Genomic DNA, 17,150 nt, shown 5'->3' with positions numbered 1-17,150 from the left:
CCCGGCGTGCTTTTGGCCGGGATCTCTCGTTGGATTCCGGCCAAAAGCACGCCGGAATGACGAAGAAGTAAGGAGAGGAGCTCTCGATGAGCTATTCCACTGGTCGTCATTTTCTCCAGATTCCGGGGCCGACGAATGTCCCGGATCGGGTGCTGCGCGCGATCGCGGCGCCGACCATCGACCATCGGGGCCCTCGACTCCCAACGCTGGTCCTGGAGCTATTCGACCGGCTACGACCGGTTTTCGGCACCGAGGGGCCGGTGGTGATCTTCCCGGCGTCGGGCACCGGGGCGTGGGAGGCGGCGCTGGTGAACACCCTGAGCCCGGGCGACACCGTCCTCGCTTTCGAGACGGGGCAATTCGCGACGCTGTGGCAGGAGATGGCGCAGCGGCTGGGATTGGTGGTGGATTTCGTGCCGGGTGATTGGCGGCACGGCGCGGATCCGGTGGCGGCCCACGAGAAATTGGCCGCGGACGCCGATCATGCGATCAAAGCGGTCTGCGTGGTGCACAACGAAACGTCGACGGGCGTGACCAGCCGGGTGCCGGAGATTCGCGCGGCCATGGACGCGGCCGAACATCCGGCGCTGCTGCTGGTCGACACCATCTCGTCGCTGGCGTCCATCGACTATCGGCACGACGAATGGGGCGTGGACGTCACGGTGGCGGGCTCGCAGAAGGGGCTCATGCTCCCGCCGGGACTGAGCTTCAACGCCGTCGGCGACAAGGCCCTGGCCGCGAGCGAGCACGCGACACTCGCCCGCTCCTACTGGGATTGGCGGCCGATCCTGCGGGCCAACCGCAACGGCTCGTTCCCCTACACCCCGGCCACCAACCTGCTCTACGGCCTGCGTGAGGCGCTGATCATGCTGGAGGAGGAGGGTTTGCCCGCGGTGTTCGCCCGGCATGCCCGCCACGCCGCGGCCACCCGGGCGGCGGTGCGCGGCTGGGGGCTCGAGGTGCTGTGCGCCGACGAACGCGAATACTCCGGCTCGCTCACCGCGGTGCTGCTGCCCGACGACTACGACGCCGACAAGGTGCGCCAGGTGATCCTGGACCGCTACGACATGTCGCTCGGCGCGGGACTCGGCAGGCTCGCCGGAAAGGTGTTCCGCATCGGGCACCTCGGGCATTTCAACGATCTGATGCTCGCGGGCACGCTGGTCGGCGTCCAACTCGGGCTGCGTTCGGCCGGGGTGCCGATCGACCCGCGCGGGCTGGCGCAGGCGTGGGAGGTGCTGGGGGCATGAGCAATTCGGATATCGCGGCGCTGCGGTCGGCGCTCGCCGCGGAACTCGACGGGGAGATCGGCTTCGACGATTACACGCGGGCGCTGTTCGCGCGCGACGCGAGCATGTATGCCATCGAGCCGGTCGGCGTAGTCTTCCCCGCGCATTCCGACGATGTGGCGGCCGCCGTGCGGCTGGCGGGCGAGCACGGGGTCACGGTGACCGCGCGCGGCGCGGGCACCAGTCTCGCGGGGCAGACCGTGGGAGCCGGTCTGGTGCTGGACCTTTCACGGCACATGAACCGCATCCTCGCGATCGATCCGGTGGGCCGCACCGCGGTGGTGCAGGCGGGAGTCGTCCAGGATCAGCTGAATCATGCTGCGGCGCAGCATAAGCTGATGTTCGGTGCGGACACCTCCACCGGGAATCGGGCCACCATCGGCGGCATGCTGGGCAACAACTCCTGCGGCAGCCGGTCGCTGGTGTACGGCTCCACCGTCGATCAGGTGCTGGCCATGGATGTGGTGCTCGCCGACGGCAGCCGAGCCCATTTCGAACCGGTCGACGAGTCGCGCCGGGCCGAACTGGCCGCGGAGCCGACGCTGGCGGGCAGCCTGTATCGAGAGTTGCCGGTGCTGGTCGCGGCGCACGCCGACGCCATCGCCACGCACTACCCGAAGTTCTGGCGGCAGTCCTGCGGGTATCAGCTCGGGCGGCTCACCGGCGACGGGCCGTTTGATCTCGCGAAATTCGTTGTGGGAAGCGAGGGTACGCTGGCGGTGGCGACGCAGGCGGTGGTGCGGCTGGTGCCGAAACCGGCGCGCACCGTCATCGCCGTCGGTCACTTCGCCTCGGTCCCGGCGGCCATCGCCGCCACCACCGACGCGCTCACCCTCGGCCCGGAGCAGGTCGAGCTGATGGACAGGACCATCCTCGATCTGGCGCGCCGCAAGCACGAGTATGCGGGGCTGTCGGCGATTCTCGACGGCGACCCGGAAGCCCTGCTGTTCGTGAGTTTTTCGGGCGACGACGAGGGCGAGCTCAGCGCGAAGCTGGACGAGCTGGAGCAGCTGTGGCGGGCGCACGGCCACGGATATCACCTGCTGCGGGCCGTCACTCCGCGGCAGCAGGGCCTGCTGCTGAAGGTGCGCAAATCCGGTCTGGGTCTGCTGATGGCGGCCGGGCGCGGCACCAACCGCCCGCTGGCCTTCGTCGAGGACACCGCGGTGGATCCGATCCACCTGGTGGAGTACACGACTCGGTTCCGGGAGATCCTCGACGAGCACGGTCTCGAGGCCGGGTTCTACGGGCACTGCTCGGTGGGCTGCCTGCATGTGCGGCCGTTCGTGGACGTCACCGATCCGGCGCAGGTGCGCGCGATGCGCGCGGTGGCCGAGCGGGTCAAGGATCTGGTGGCCGAATACGGCGGGGTGAACTCCAGCGAGCACGGCGACGGCCTGGCGCGCAGCGAGTTCAACCGGGAGATCTTCGGTGACGAGCTGTACGGGGCCATGCGAAAGGTCAAGGGGCTCTTCGACCCTCACAATATCCTCAACCCCGGGAAGATCGTGGACGCGCCCGCCATGACCGACAATCTGCGCGACCGCGCGCTGCCGCCGGCCGTCGAGATCACTACTCGGCTGTCCTTCGAGGTGGTCGGTGGCATGCGGGCGGCGGCGGACCGCTGCATGAATATCGGCCTGTGCCGCAAGACCGACGCCGGTGTCATGTGCCCGTCCTACCAGGCCACCCGCAACGAGCAGGATTCCGTGCGCGGCCGGGCCAATGCACTGGTGAAGGCGCTGTCGGAGCCGGATCCCGCGGCGGCGCTGGGCGACGAGCGGCTGCACGAGATCCTGGATCTGTGCCTGATGTGCAATGCGTGTAAGAGCGAATGCCCGCTGTCGGTGGATATGGCCACGCTCAAGGCGGAAACCCTTGCCCGCCATCATGATCGGCACGGGGTGCCGGTGCGGTCGCGGATCTTCGGTGCGGTGCGGCGACTGAATCGGCTCGGGTCGGCCACCGCGCCGGTCGCCAATCTGCCGCTGCGATTCGACCCGGTGCGGCGGCTCATGGCGCGGGCGGTCGGGCTGGCTCCCGAACGTCCGCTGCCGATCTTCGAGCGGGACAATCTGATTCGCTGGTTCCGGCGTCGTGGCGCGTGGGACGAGACGGCATCGGCAGGCACGGCGGTGTTCCTGGCCGATTCCTTCGTGACCTTCACCGAACCGCGAATCGGCAAGGCGGCCATCGAATTACTGGAACTCGCCGGGTGGCGGGTGCGGCTGGAGTCCGGTGGCTGCTGTGGTCGGGCGGCCATGTCGAAGGGTCTGCTGGATCAGGCGGCGGCATCGGCCGCCGGGCTGGTGTCGGCGCTGTCGCAGGGGCCGGATCGGGATGCGCCGATCGTCGGTATCGAACCGTCGTGCCTGATGATGCTGCGCGACGACCATGACAGGCTGCTGCCCGGTGACGAGGCGGCCGCACGCGTGGGCGGACGGGTGCGGCAGGTCGAGGAGCTGCTGGCGGAGGCGATCGACGCCGGTCGCCTGCGGCTGCGCGCGGATTCGCCGCTGGCCGGGAAATCGCTGCTGTACCACGGGCATTGCCATCTCAAGGCCGCGGTCGGCACCGGCGCGACCGTGGCGCTGCTGCGGAAGATCCCCGGGGTGACGGTGCGGGAGCTGGACGCGGGCTGCTGCGGTATGGCCGGGTCGTTCGGTTTCGAGGCCGAACACTACGACGTCTCGATGACCATCGGCGGCAACCGGTTGTTCCCCGCGATCGACGCGGCGTCGGACGATACGGTGATCGTGGCCTCCGGGGTGTCGTGTCGGCAGCAGATCGCCCACGGCACAGGGCGTTCCGCCGCCCATCCGGTGGAACTGGTGTTGCGGGCGCTCGACCGGTCCGGAGTGTAGTCATGGGTCGTGCACTCCTGGCGGCGATTCCGCTGCTGGCGCTGTTGGTTCTGCTCGGCGGGCTGCGCATGCGGTCCTACCGGGCCGCGCTCATCGGCCTCGCGATCGCGCTGCTGCTCGCCGTGACCGTCTTCGGTCTGCCCGCCGGGCAGGCATTCAGCAGCGCGGCCGAGGGCGCCGCGTTCGGCCTGTTCCCGATCGTGTGGATCATTCTGAATGCGGTGTGGCTCAACAAGTTACAACGCGCCACCAGATATTTCGATGTCATCGGGCGGACATTCTGCGCGGTGTCGGGCGATGTGCGGATTCAGGCGCTGCTGGTCGCGTTCAGTTTCGGGGCGCTGATCGAATCGGTCTCCGGCTTCGGCACCCCGATCGCGGTCACCTCGGTCATGCTCACCGCGCTCGGCTTCACCCCCGTGCGCGCCGCGGTCATCGCGCTGTTCGCGAATACCGCTCCGGCATCGTTCGGTTCGGTGGGCAACCCCATCCAGACCCTGGCGAAGGTGACCGCCTACCCGGCCGATGAACTGGGTGCCACGGCGGCGCGAGAATCCGCGGTGCTGGCTGTGCTCGTCCCGTTCGTGCTTCTCCTACTGCTGGACGGGCGCAAGGGTTTACGGGAGCTGTGGCCCGCGGCGCTGGTGGCGGGCATCGGGTTCGGCGGCGGACAGCTGCTGTTCTCGAACTTCTTCACCTATCAGCTCACCAACCTGGGCGCGGCACTCGGGTCGACCGTGGCGCTGATGCTGTTGCTGCACTTCTGGAGCCCGTCGGGGGAGCGGGAATCGACGGTGCCGGTGCGGGATTCGCGACGTGACATCGTGCTTGCCTTCGCGCCCTACGCGATTCTGGTGGGGTTGTTCGCGGTGGTGACCTTCGTGGGACCGGCGAAATGGTTGGCGAACGAGGTGGGTTTCTCCTTCCGATGGCCAGGGTTGTCCGAATCTGCCGGTCGGCTGGCGGTTTTCGACTTCGAGTGGTTGAACTCCAGCGGGACGATCCTGCTCGTCACCGGTGTCCTCACGGCTGCGCCGCTGCGGGTATCGGCCCGGACGGCGATCCGATCCTACGGGCAAGCGGTGCTCCAGATCCGTTGGGCCATGGTCGCTATCGCAGCCGTACTCGCGCTGGCCTACGTCATGAACGTATCCGGCATGGCGCTGGCGCTCGGTGAATGGGCGGCCGGTGCAGGACCCTGGTACGCCCTGTTCTCCGGCGCCATAGGCTGGTTCGGCGTCGCACTCACCGGCTCGGACACCTCATCCAACGCCCTCTTCGGCGCCATGCAGATCGCCGCAGCCCACAGCGTCGGCGTCTCCCCCCACCTGATGGCCGTCACCAACAGCGTGGCGGGCGTACTGGGAAAGGCTGTCGCCGTACAGAATCTGGCTTTGGCTTCGAGTGCGGTGGGGCTACCCGACAATGAGGGCGAACTGCTTCGGAAAGTACTCGGCTGGAGTTTGCTGCTGCTGGCGATCCTGTGTGCGATGGTGTGGGTGTTGGCGACTGTGATGACGTGAGTGCGGTTTCTGGGGGTCTCGGTCGTTGACAGCCAGCCGAAGTGGTCGTTGAATGATCCAGCCATGACAGAACCCGACCCGATCGAATTGGAACTCAACGCACCACCCGCGGTGCCGGTCCTGCTTTTCACCGGTCCGTGCGGGGTTGGGAAGACGACCGTTGCGTTGGAGGCGGACAGGCTGCTGGAGGAGGCTGGTGTTCCGCATGCGATGGTGGATCTCGCGGTGATCGGGGCGTGTTCGCCTCGGCCCGCAGATGATCGGTGGAACGAGCGGTTGGTGCATGCCAATTTGGCCTGTATGTGGGAGAACTTCCGGCGGGCGGGTGCCGAGCGGCTCGTTCTCAGCCGGACTCTGGAACACCGCAGTCTACTGGGCTCCATTGCGGAGGCGGTGCCCGGTGCCGAGATCACGGTGATCAGGCTCACCGCCGACCTCGGTGAAGTGCAGTCACGAATCCGATCCCGCGAATCCGGCCGTGACCCACAGTGGTACCTGGACATGGCCGAATACCTTGTCGATAAGCTGGCTACTGCCGCTGTCGAAGACCACGTGGTGAACAACCAGAACCGCTCGGCCGCAGACACCGCCCGAGAAGCCATGCGTCTCGCCGGTTGGCCCGGCATCGAACGCTGAATCACCTTTCGTCCGGTACGCCGGGTTCAAATTAACTGACGATCAATACATTTCACTGAACAAGGTGCTCACCACCGCGATCGGCGAGGGCACTCACCGGCATCGGGGGCTGTCGGAACCCTCCTATGACCGAGGGATGCGCGGTACCGTTGCACCGTGGCCACGGGGCCAGCATTCGGGTGTTGCTGCAACGCTGCTCAGCAAGGGTTGGGGAAGGGCTGGATGGAAGAGTGGGAGGCGTTTGGAGCCGAGCTGCCCTCGATCGACATTGTTCGCGAACTTGATCGCATTCTCGGCTCGGAGGGCTCACTCTTGGCGAATTTCGAGAATGTGATCAGCGGCAAGATCGACGCCGATCGATCGACTGAACTGCATCTGCGGGAGAAATCTGCTCTGACGGAACGGCGCTACATCGATAGTGCGCTGGCCCGGGATCTGGAAGGGCTGTTGTCGGATACCCGACGGCTGGAGGATCGTGTCGGGTCGAAACGTGTTCTGCCGTTGGCGATTCGACAGACTCGTATTGCCGCTGCGCTCGCTGTTGATGCGCGCGGATCGGTACGCACCGAAATCGTGAATGCCGCTGCTGGTTGGCAACAGTTCTCGGGGTGGCTCAATGCCAACCTCGGAAACCACAGTGCCGCGGTCCATCACTATCGAGGTGCGCTCGAACTGGCTACCGAGGGTGGGGACCGGGATATGGTCTCCACCGCGCTTTCGATGCGCGGGCATGTCGCTTGGATGGTGGGCGAGATCGGCCCCATGATCGGGTTGTCTCGTGCCGCGCAGCGCGACGGTAGCGGACTCAGTAATACCGTTCTCGCGCTGGCTGTTCAGCAGGAAGCCCGTGGACTTGCCATCGAAGGCGACCTGGACGCGATGGAAGCCAAACTTGACCGAGCCGCCGAATTGATAGCGAGGGGCGACCCGGACCGACCGGACGCGCAGTACTTCTACTCCGATTCGTTCATCGAGATGCAGCGCGGCTTGGCCTATCGCTTGGCCCGGCAATGGGATAAGGCCGTCGTATCACTCGGTCGAGGCATAGCCGGCTTCGATCCCGACACTCTCACCTCCGAGTGGGCGACGTGGTACGTCGCAGAGTTGGGTTGCGCCCTCGCTGGTACCGGAGAACCCGAAGCCGCTGCCCGACAAGCATCGGCCGCCCTCCGAGTCGGAGTCGCAACCCAAGCCTCCAGATTGGTCGAGTTCGTCCGAACGCTTCATCGTGAGATGTCGCTCAAATGGTCCACGAACAATGCCATCTCAGCGCTCGGCGAGGAACTGCGTCAGGCCCGATCGAAGGCCGCTACACGAAACCCCTGGGTGCCGGAATGACGGATGTGCACCTACCTCGGGTGAGTGGTGATATGGCGGCGTTTCCACGGAAGCCTGTGCGCCGATGGCTTTTCCCCGCTCGGCAACTGGAACCCCACCTCCGCTCCGCCGTCTGGATGATTCCTGGCGAAGACCAGACCGCCGTGGGCGGACACGATGTCCGCGACTATCGCCAGCCCGAGGCCCGTGCCCGGGGTGGTGCGGGTGGGGTTGGCGCGGTAGAAGCGGTTGAAGACGAGGGGTTGGTCGGCGGGTGCGATGCCGGGGCCGTGGTCGCGGACGGTGACGGTGGTGCCGGTGAGATCGATATGGACGGATGTGTTGTCGGGGCTGTATTTGGTGGCGTTGTCGAGCAAATTATCGATGCAGCGGGCCAGGGCGCGGGGGCGGGCTTCGATGGTGAGTGGGGCGGCGGTGACGGTTATCGGGCGGCCGGTGCGGCGGCGGGAGCGTTGGGCGCATTCCTCGAGCAGGTCGGTCACGTCGACGGCGGCGGTGTCCTCGGCGGTGTGCTGGTCGGTGGCCAGGTCCACGAGTTCGCGGACGAGGGCGTCCAGGGCGGTGGCCTCGCCGACGAGGGTGGCCAGGACTCGGTTTTCGTCGTTGGGGGCGAGGCGGCCGTGGGCGCGCTGTAATAGTTCGGCGCTGCCGCGGACCGAGGTCAGCGGGGTGCGCAGTTCGTGGCTGGCGTCCTGGATCAGGCGTTGCTGCTGGGCGCGCGAAAATCGCAGTGCGGCAAGCATGGTCGCGAAGCTTCGGGTCAGTCGGCCGACCTCGTCGCGGCCCGCGGGCGGCAGCGGTGCGGCCAGATCCTGGGTGGTGGCGATGTGTTCGCCGACGGTGACCAGGCGACGGATCGGGCGCAGCACACCCCCGGCCGCCAGCCAGCTGAACACCGCCGCCGCGCAGATCGCCGCAGCGGTGATTGCCGCTGTGCGCCAGACGAATTCGTGATCGACGCGATTCACGTCGGCATAGCTCTGGCTCACCATCACCGCGCCGCCGCCCGGCCGAGCCCGGGTCAGCAGCCCGTACTCGTGGCCGTCGATCACGATATCGCGCTCCGCGCTGGCCTGGCCGCCGCGGGCGACGGCGCGCTCGGTCTCGGTGACGGGCAACGGTTTCCGGCCCGGATCGAGGGGCCGCACCGTGCCGTCCGGCAGCAGCAGCTGCTCGATCATGTCCGGCCGCACCGGAATCGGATGGTCGGTGTCCAGCAGGGCGAGCACGGCGTCGGCGCGGTCGGACAGGCCGCGGTCGAACTGGGTGCCGACCAGCGGGCTCACCGTGCGGTACGAGGTCACCACCGTCACCAGGATCGCGATGATCGCCGCGCCCACCGCGACCAGGGTCAGCTTGGCGCGCAACATCATTGCGACTTGATGGTGTAGCCGACATTGCGGACGGTGTGGATCAGGCGCGGCGCGCCGCCCACCTCGGTCTTGCGGCGCAGATACCCGATGTACACATCCAGCGACCGCGATTCGGTGTCGAAGTCGTAGCCCCAGATGTGTTCGTAGATACGGCTTCTGGTGAGCACCACCCGCTGATTGCGGATCAGCAGCTCCAGCACGTCGAACTCGGTGCGGGTCAGATCCAGTGGGGTACCCCCGCGACGCACCTCGCGCGTCGCGGGGTCCAGCGTCAGATCGCCGACCGTGAGCAGCGGCCCGTCCTCGGGCGCGCTGCGCCGCAGCAGGGCCCGCAGGCGAGCCAGCAACTCCTCGGTGGCGAACGGTTTGGCCAGATAGTCGTCCGCCCCGGCGTCGAGCCCGGCAACCCGGTCGCCGACCTGATGCCGGGCCGTGAGCACCAGAATCGGCAGCCGATCGCCGCGGCGGCGCAGCATCCGGCACAGTGACAGCCCGTCCAGTCGCGGCATCACCACATCCACCACCGCCAGATCCGGGCGCTCCTCGGCCAGGATCTCCAGGGCATGCTGGCCGTCGTCGGCCAGCCGCACCCGATAGCCCTCGAAACGCAGCAGCTGGTCCAGGGTGCTGCGCACACCGGCGTCGTCCTCGACGACCAGCACCGTCGCGGATTGATCTGTCACCGCGCCATTCTCACCGGACATTTCGGTCAACCATTCAGTTCGTGACCGGAGTCACGGCGATCGGCGGCAGGGCGGCCACGCACTCGGTGGGCCCGGGCGTGCCGGTCCGCACGAATCGCTCGATCATGCCGACCACGCAACCGCTGGGCTCCAGGTCGGGCACGTGCCCGGTGTTCGGGACCGAGACGAAGCGCGCGTGCCGGAAGCGAGCCGCGGCCCGCTCACCATTGGCGTCCGGGGTGATGGCGTCGAGATCGCCGGACAGCACCAGCACCGGGACATCGGGCAGCGGCGCGGTGAGCTGATCGGGCCGCGGATGCGAGGCCGAGCGCCAGCGCACACACACCTCCCCGCCGTCCCGCTGCGCCGCGCCGAAACCCTCCCCGCTGAACGCGCCGAGTTCGACGCCGCTCACCGCCCGCCGGTACTGCCGCTCGCGCTCGGCGAGCGACGCCTGCGGCGCCCACAGGGTCGGATAGTCGTTGCACGCCACGGTGATATAGAGATCGATGTTCTCGTAGGCCGGTTCGCTCGCGGCCCGCTCGGTGAATTCCCGTAGCGGACCATCGTTTCCGCGTGCCGCCTCGTGCAGGGCGGCGGGCAGCATGCCCAGTGGCGTCATGGCCTGCGGGTCGGCACCGACGTTCGTGCTGCCGGTCTCGAACACCAGATTCCCGAATTCGCCCTCGGTCAACAGGATCGGATGCGGACCCGCCACGCGGATCGGCTCGGCGCGCAGCCGCGCGGCCACGGCGCGCAGGTCGGCCACCGCGGTGTCGCCGTCGCACGCCCTGCTGCGCTCGCAGATCCTGTGCAGGGCAAGCGATACCGCCTCGGCATTGGGGCGCTGCAGGCGATCGAAGTCCGGCGGGTAGGCCCCGGACAACACGATCGACCGCACGTGCTCGGGATGGCGCTGCGCATACACCGGCAGCAGGTAGGTGCCGTAGGAGATCCCGTACAGCACCAGCTTTCGGATCCCGAGCCGCTCGCGGACGGCGTCGAAGTCGTCGACCGTGGCGGCGGAGGTGTAGCCCGCGGCGCGCGGCCCCAGCTGTGCACCACACCGCCCGACCGCCTCGATCTGCTGTTCCCTGGTGCCGTACTGGAATTCGTCATTGCCGACCCCACAGTTCAGCGGGCTCGACACCCCGGTTCCGCGCGGATCGATCAGCAGCAGATCGTGATCGCCGAGCAGCGCCCCCGCCACCTGCACCGCCTCGGCCGCCCGCGAGATCAGCGGCACCCCGGGCCCGCCGGGATTCGGCAGCACCGTCCCCGCCGCCGCCCCGGTCCCGGCGTGTCGCACCATCGCATACCCGACCTCGACCGACCCCAACTCCGGCTTCCCGTCCACCAGCGGCCGCGCCATCACCCCGCACTCGACCCGATGCCCCGCCACCTCCGGGCACCACCGCGGCCCCCGCGCGGCGTCCTCCCCGCACCCGACCAGCCCCGCGGCCAGCAACACCGCCAGCCCGACCCCGACCGTCTTCGTCCACATCCGCATACCGACTCCCTTCGCCACGCCCGGCCCCTGCCGGACGCTCCCGACGATCGTCGGAGGGCGATGTCAGAGGCTCGCGAGAGCGGAGGCAAAGGGAAGTAAGAAGAGTGTCGGACCGGTCGGTTCGGTGTCTGGGCTCGGCAAGAGTGGTATGTATCTCTTGGGGGATTATCCAATCCGCACGCTCCGAGGGGCGAAACCGGCCGAATGGGTTCATCGTAGAGCTATGAGCAGGGGTCATCGGACTTACCGTCGAGGCAACTAGCCTCGGGGTGGCGTTCGCGTGCCACTGGGAGATAAGAAGCTTCTAGTCGTCGAAGACGCTTCCCAGAAAGGGCGTCGGTAGGAGTATCAATGTTCACGCGTATCGCGATCGTCAACCGCGGTGAGGCCGCGCGCCGGCTCATCCACGCGGTCCGGGAGTTCAATGCCGAACACCGGAACCGGGAGCCGTTGCGCACCATCGCGCTGTACACCGATGGCGAGCGGCACGCGAGCTTCGTGCGGGAGGCCGACGACGGCTACTGCCTGGGCCCGGCGTCCGCGCGGCCCTACCTGGATCCGGTCGTGCTGGAACGGGCGCTGGTGGCGACCCGGGCCGACGCGGCCTGGGCCGGATGGGGTTTCGTGGCCGAGGATCCGGCGTTCGTCGAGCTGTGCGACCGGCTGGGGGTGACCTTCATCGGCCCGAGCGCCGCGGCCATGCGCGCGCTCGGCGACAAGATCGGCGCGAAGCTGCTGGCCGAGCAGGTCGGCGTGCCGGTCGCCCCGTGGAGCCGCGGCCCGGTCGACACCCTGGAGGACGCGCTCGCCCAGGCCGACGCCATCGGCTACCCGCTGATGCTGAAGGCGACCGCCGGCGGCGGCGGTCGCGGCATCCGGATCGTCGCCTCGCCCGACGAGCTGCGCGAGGCCTACACCCGCACCAGCGAAGAGGCCGCTCGCGCCTTCGGCAGCGGCGTCGTCTTCCTGGAGCGCCTGGTCACCGGCGGCCGCCACATCGAGGTGCAGGTGATCGCGGACGCGCACGGCACCGCCTGGGCGCTGGGCGTGCGCGACTGCACCGTGCAGCGGCGCAACCAGAAGATCATCGAGGAATCCGCGTCGCCGCTGCTGAGCCCGGAACAGATTGCCGAGGTGAAGGATTCGGCCGAGCGGCTGGCGGTGGCGGTCGGCTACTGCGGCGCGGCCACCGTGGAATTCCTGTACCAGCCGCAGGAGCGGCTGTTCGCCTTCCTGGAGGTGAACACCCGGCTGCAGGTCGAGCATCCGGTGACCGAGCTGACCTGCGGCATCGATCTGGTCCGGGCCCAGCTGCAGGTGGCGTCCGGGCAGCCGCTGACCGGCGAGCGCCCGATCGAGCGCGGCCACGCCGTGGAGGCCCGGCTCAATGCCGAGGACGCCGACCGCGACTTCGCGCCCGCGCCCGGCCGTATCGAGCTGCTGCGCTGGCCCGCCGGGCCGGGCGTGCGCATCGACACCGGCGTGGTCGAGGGCGACGAGATCCCCCCGGATTTCGACTCGATGATCGCGAAGATCATTGCCTACGGCCGGGATCGGGCTGAGGCCCTGGCGCGCCTGCGCCGCGCGGTCGCCGAGACCACCGTGGTCATCGAGGGCGGCGCCACCAACAAGAGCCTGCTGATGTCGCTGCTGGAGGCGCCGGAGGTCATCGACGCGACCGCCGACACCCGCTGGGTGGACCGCGCCCGCGCCGCGGGCGGGCTGGCCGCCGCCCAGCAGTCCGGCATCGCCCTGGCCGCCGCCGCCATCGCCGGATACGAGGAAGACGAACAGGTGCGCCGGACCCGGCTGTGGGAGACCGGCCGCGGCGGCCGCCCGCAGGCCCTGGACGAGCCGGTGCGCGCGGTCGAGGTGAAGCTGTCCGGCCGCACCCACCGGGTGACCGCGGCCCGCATCGGCGCGTCGGCCTACCGGATCGGCGTCGACGACACCGCCTTCGACGCGACCGTCGAACGCCGCGACCGGTATTCGAGCCGGTTGACGGTGGGGGAGCGGACCTATCGGATCATCACCGCCGTGCACGGCACCGTGCACCTGGTCGAGGTCGACGGTGTCGCGCACCGGGTCAGCCGCGACGAGGGCGGCGCGGTGCGCGCGCCCGCACCGGCGCTGGTGGTCGCGACCCCGGTCGCCGAGGGCGCCGAGATCGCCGCCGGGGCACCGGTTCTCGTGCTGGAGAGCATGAAGATGGAGACCGTGCTGCCCGCCCCGTTCGACGGGCGGGTGCGCAAGCTGCTGGTGTCGGTGGGCAGCCAGGTCGCTACGGGAACCCTGCTGGCGCAACTGGAACCGATCGGCGAGGCGGCCGAGGCCGCACCCGCGGAGCCGGTCGACCTGAAGCTCCCGGACGCGGGCGCGGAGGAGACGGCGGCCGCGCGGGCGTCGCGGGCCTGGCGCGAACTGTCCAGCGCCGTCCTGGGTTTCGATCACACCGAGGCCGCCGACCCGGCGCTGCCGCGCTACCTGCGCGACCGCGGCGGCCTGGTCGCCGAGACCGGCATCCCCGTCGTCGAGGAGGCCGCGCTGCTCGAATCCTTCTGCGACATCGCGGAATTGTCCGCCCCGCAGCCGGAGGAGTCCTCGCACCGCAGCCGCCACGAACAGCTGCACACCTACCTGCACAGCCTGGACGTGAATCGCGGTGCGCTGTCGGCCGGATTCCGGCAGGCGCTGTCGGGCGCGCTGCGCCGCTACGGCGTGCAGGGCGTCGACCGCACCCCGGAGCTGGAGCAGGCGGTGTATCGAATCGTGCTGGCCTGCCGCCGATTCGACGACAGCGCCAAGGCGGTGCAGGAGCTGCTGAAGGTGTGGCTGGGCGAGCCGCGGCCGGAGGAGCCCGGGGTCCGCGCGAGCCTGGAGCGGCTGACCGCCGTGATCGGCACCCGCGTGCCGCTGCTGGCCGACCTCGCCCGCAGCGTCGTATTCCGCTGGTACGTGCAGCCGGAGGCCGAGGCGGTGCGCACCGCGATGCTGGCCGAGGTGCCGGGTGAGCTGCGCGCGATCGCCGAGATGCCGGAATCGCCCGAGCGTACCCGCCGGATCACCGCCATCGCCGAGATTCCGGAATCGCTGGACGAGATCGTCGTGGCGCGGCTGAGCAGAGACGAACTGGCGCCGGTCGATCCGCTGCTGGACGTGCTGCTGTACCGGCACTACGGCCAGCAGCAGCTCGGCCAGGTCCGCGACCACACCATCGCCGGGCGCGCCTTCGCCGTCGCCGACTACCGCCTGGAACTGCGGCCGCGCTACACCGTGCCGACCGTCTCGGTCAGCACCGTCGGCCGCATCTCGGATCTGCGGGAGGGTTCCGGCGGCGAGCTGGTGACCGCGCTGCGCGAGCTGCTCGACGCCACCCCCGCCGACCACGTGCCCGTCATGGACCTGCTGCTGGCCTGGCCCGACGCGCCCGCCTCGGTCGAGGAGCGGTCGGCGGCCCTGCTGGAGGCGCTGCAGAACACCGGGCTGGCCGAGCACGCCCGCCGCATCACCATCGCGCTGGCGCCGCCGGACGGCGGGCCGCTCGAGCACCTCACCTTCCGTCGCCGCGCGGCGGGGCTGGTGGAGGACACCGTGATTCGCGGCGTGCACCCGTTGATCGGGCGCCGCCTGCACCTGTGGCGGCTGCGCAACTTCCATCTCGAGCGGCTGGTCGCCCCGCCGGACATGCTGCTGTATCACACCGTGGCCAAGGACAATTCGGCCGATCAGCGGCTGGTCGTGCTGGCGCAGGTGCGGCGCTTCGAACCGGTCCGCGACGGCGAGGGCGCCATCACCGCGGTGCGCGGCGCGGAAACCGTGCTGACCGCGTGCACCGAGGCGCTGTCGCGGGCCCGCCGCGAGCTGGACCCGGCGGGCACCCGGCTCGACCTCAACCACGTGTGGCTCGATATCCGCCCGCTCATCGACGTCGATCCCGCGCAGCTGGCGGACTGGCTGCACGCGACCGCGCCGCAGATCGTGCGCGCCGGTATCGAGGAGGTGCTGGTGCACGGCAGCGTCCGCCGCCCGGACGGCTCGCGCGAGTTCCAGGTCACCCGCTTCCGCTACGACCTGACCGGCGGCACCCAGGTGACCGTCGACTCGCCGCCCGCGGAACCGCTTGCGCCGCTGGACGATTACGACCAGAAGGTGCTGCGGGTGCGCCGCCGCGGCGCGGTGTATCCCTACGAGCTCACCGAGCTGGTGCGCGGGCCGGGCGGCACCTTCACCGAGCTGGACCTCGAGGGCGACGCCCTGGTCGCGGTGGACCGGCCGCGCGGGCACAACAGCGCCGGGATCGTGGTGGGCCTGGTGTCCACGCCGACCGAGCTGTATCCGGAGGGCGTGCGCCGCATCGCGCTGTTCGGCGACCCGTACAAGGCGCTGGGCGCGCTGGCCGAGCCGGAGTGCGCGCGGATCATCGCCGCGCTGGAGGAGGCACGGCGGCAACGGATTCCGGTGGAATGGTACGCGGTGTCCGCGGGCGCGCGGATCTCCATGGACTCCGGCACCGAGAACATGGACTGGGTGGCGCGGGCGCTGCGCAGTATCGTGCAGTTCACCCAGGACGGCGGCGAGATCAACATCATCGTCGCGGGCATCAATGTCGGCGCCCAGCCGTACTGGAACGCCGAGGCCACCATGCTCATGCACACCAAGGGCATCCTGATCATGACCCCGGCCGGGGCCATGGTGCTGACCGGTAAGCAGTCGCTGGACTTCTCCGGCGGTGTGTCGGCGGAGGACAACTTCGGCATCGGCGGTTACGCACGGGTGATGGGCCCGAACGCGCAGGCCCAGTACTACGCGCCGAATCTCGCTGCCGCGCACGACATTCTGCTGAACCACTACGCGCACACCTACGTCGCGCCGGGGGAGCCGGGGCCGCGCCGCGCGGCGACCACCGACCCGGTGTCCCGCGACGTGACGGTGTTCCCGCATCACCATCCCGACAGCGATTTCACCACCGTCGGCGATATCTTCTCGGCGACGGCGAATCCCGATCGGAAGAAGCCGTTCTCGATCCGGCCCGTGCTGCGCGCGGTCTCCGACCAGGACCATCTGCTGATCGAGCGGTGGGCCGACATGGCCGAGGCCGAAACGGCGGTGGTGACCGACGCCCGCATCGACGGGCGGCCGGTGTGCCTGATCGGCATCGAGTCCGGGCCGGTCGCGCGGCACGGTTTCCCGCCCGCAGACGGACCCGAATCATTCACCGCCGGAACGCTTTTCCCGCTGTCGTCGAAGAAGGTGGCGCGAGCCATCAACGCGGCCAGCGGCAACCGGCCGGTGGTGGTGCTGGCGAACCTGTCCGGCTTCGACGGCTCCCCGGAGTCCATGCGCCGGTTGCAGCTCGAGTACGGCGCCGAGATCGGCAGGGCCATCGTCAATTTCGAGGGCCCGGTGGTGTTCTGCGTGATCTCCCGGTACCACGGCGGCGCGTTCGTGGTGTTCTCCAAGGCGCTGAACCCGAACATGACGGTGCTCGCCGTGGAGGGTTCGTTCGCGTCGGTCATCGGCGGCGCTCCCGCCGCCGCGGTCGTGTTCGCCCGCACGGTCGACGCCCGCACCGCCGACGATCCGCGCATCAAGCGCCTGGAGCAGAGCATCGCCGCCAGCGACGACGCCGAAAAACGCGCCGAGCTGGCGACCGAACTGGCGGAACTGCGCACCTCGGTCCGCGCCGAGCAGATTTCCGCCCTGGCCGCCGAATTCGACCAGGTGCACAGCATCGAGCGCGCGGTCCGAGTCGGTTCGGTAGACGCGGTCATCGCCGCCTCGGAACTCCGCCCCCGCATCGCGGCGGTCATCGAGTCCGCACTGTCGTAGGACCGGGCCCGGGGCTGGCACCCCGGGCCCACCCGGCACGGCTCATCATCTTGTTCCCGGCACGCCTCAACGTGTTGTCCGGGCGTGCCCTGAGCCTGTTGTCCG

The 17,150-nt window shown here is 69.3% G+C and carries 9 protein-coding genes; 6 read left to right on the top strand and 3 right to left on the bottom strand.

Features of this window, described 5'->3' with window-relative positions; translation table 11 throughout:
• Nucleotides 1-86 precede the first annotated feature (86 nt).
• The 5 genes from HPY32_RS39470 to HPY32_RS39450 all read left to right on the top strand — a co-directional run bounded on the left by HPY32_RS39470 (nt 87) and on the right by HPY32_RS39450 (nt 7,650).
• Nucleotides 87-1,250, top strand: a complete 1,164-nt coding sequence (locus HPY32_RS39470; RefSeq protein ID WP_067587758.1) for a pyridoxal-phosphate-dependent aminotransferase family protein — start codon at nt 87-89, stop codon at nt 1,248-1,250.
• The gene (locus HPY32_RS39465; protein ID WP_067595755.1) at nt 1,247-4,153 is read left to right on the top strand and encodes an FAD-binding and (Fe-S)-binding domain-containing protein; all 2,907 of its coding nucleotides are present in this window, start codon (nt 1,247-1,249) and stop codon (nt 4,151-4,153) included. The genes HPY32_RS39470 and HPY32_RS39465 overlap by 4 nt, the downstream gene beginning before the upstream one ends.
• 2 nt (nt 4,154-4,155) lie before the next feature.
• Entirely contained in the window at nt 4,156-5,676 is a 1,521-nt protein-coding gene (locus HPY32_RS39460; protein ID WP_067587761.1) for an L-lactate permease, read from the top strand.
• Between the two features lie 63 nt (nt 5,677-5,739).
• Complete coding sequence (locus HPY32_RS39455) at nt 5,740-6,312, top strand: DEAD/DEAH box helicase family protein (protein ID WP_067587764.1); 573 nt, start codon at nt 5,740-5,742, stop codon at nt 6,310-6,312.
• Between the two features lie 222 nt (nt 6,313-6,534).
• Nucleotides 6,535-7,650: an NsdA family TPR-like regulatory protein gene (locus HPY32_RS39450; protein WP_156674433.1), complete on the top strand. Its 1,116-nt coding sequence runs from the start codon at nt 6,535-6,537 to the stop codon at nt 7,648-7,650.
• Between the two features lie 11 nt (nt 7,651-7,661).
• On the opposite strand, the gene HPY32_RS39445 is transcribed toward HPY32_RS39450, so the two are convergent.
• Genes HPY32_RS39445 through HPY32_RS39435 form a run of 3 tightly spaced genes read right to left on the bottom strand, consistent with a single transcriptional unit; the run spans nt 7,662 to nt 11,216 of the window.
• Nucleotides 7,662-9,023 (bottom strand): sensor histidine kinase, encoded by a 1,362-nt coding sequence (locus HPY32_RS39445; protein WP_067587770.1) that lies wholly within the window; start codon nt 9,021-9,023, stop codon nt 7,662-7,664.
• Complete coding sequence (locus HPY32_RS39440; RefSeq protein ID WP_269456508.1) at nt 9,020-9,706, bottom strand: response regulator transcription factor; 687 nt, start codon at nt 9,704-9,706, stop codon at nt 9,020-9,022. The genes HPY32_RS39445 and HPY32_RS39440 overlap by 4 nt, the downstream gene beginning before the upstream one ends.
• A 34-nt stretch (nt 9,707-9,740) precedes the next feature.
• Nucleotides 9,741-11,216 (bottom strand): alpha/beta fold hydrolase, encoded by a 1,476-nt coding sequence (locus tag HPY32_RS39435; protein ID WP_067587776.1) that lies wholly within the window; start codon nt 11,214-11,216, stop codon nt 9,741-9,743.
• A gap of 351 nt (nt 11,217-11,567) precedes the next feature.
• Between HPY32_RS39435 and HPY32_RS39430 the strand changes: the two genes are divergently transcribed.
• Nucleotides 11,568-17,045, top strand: coding sequence for an ATP-binding protein (locus HPY32_RS39430; RefSeq protein WP_067587778.1), 5,478 nt, complete (start codon nt 11,568-11,570; stop codon nt 17,043-17,045).
• Nucleotides 17,046-17,150: the final 105 nt, after the last annotated feature.

The organism is Nocardia terpenica, from assembly GCF_013186535.1.
Lineage (GTDB): Bacteria > Actinomycetota > Actinomycetes > Mycobacteriales > Mycobacteriaceae > Nocardia > Nocardia terpenica.
The sequence above is the reverse complement of the archived record's forward strand: the minus strand, read 5'-3'. Positions and strand labels throughout refer to the sequence as shown.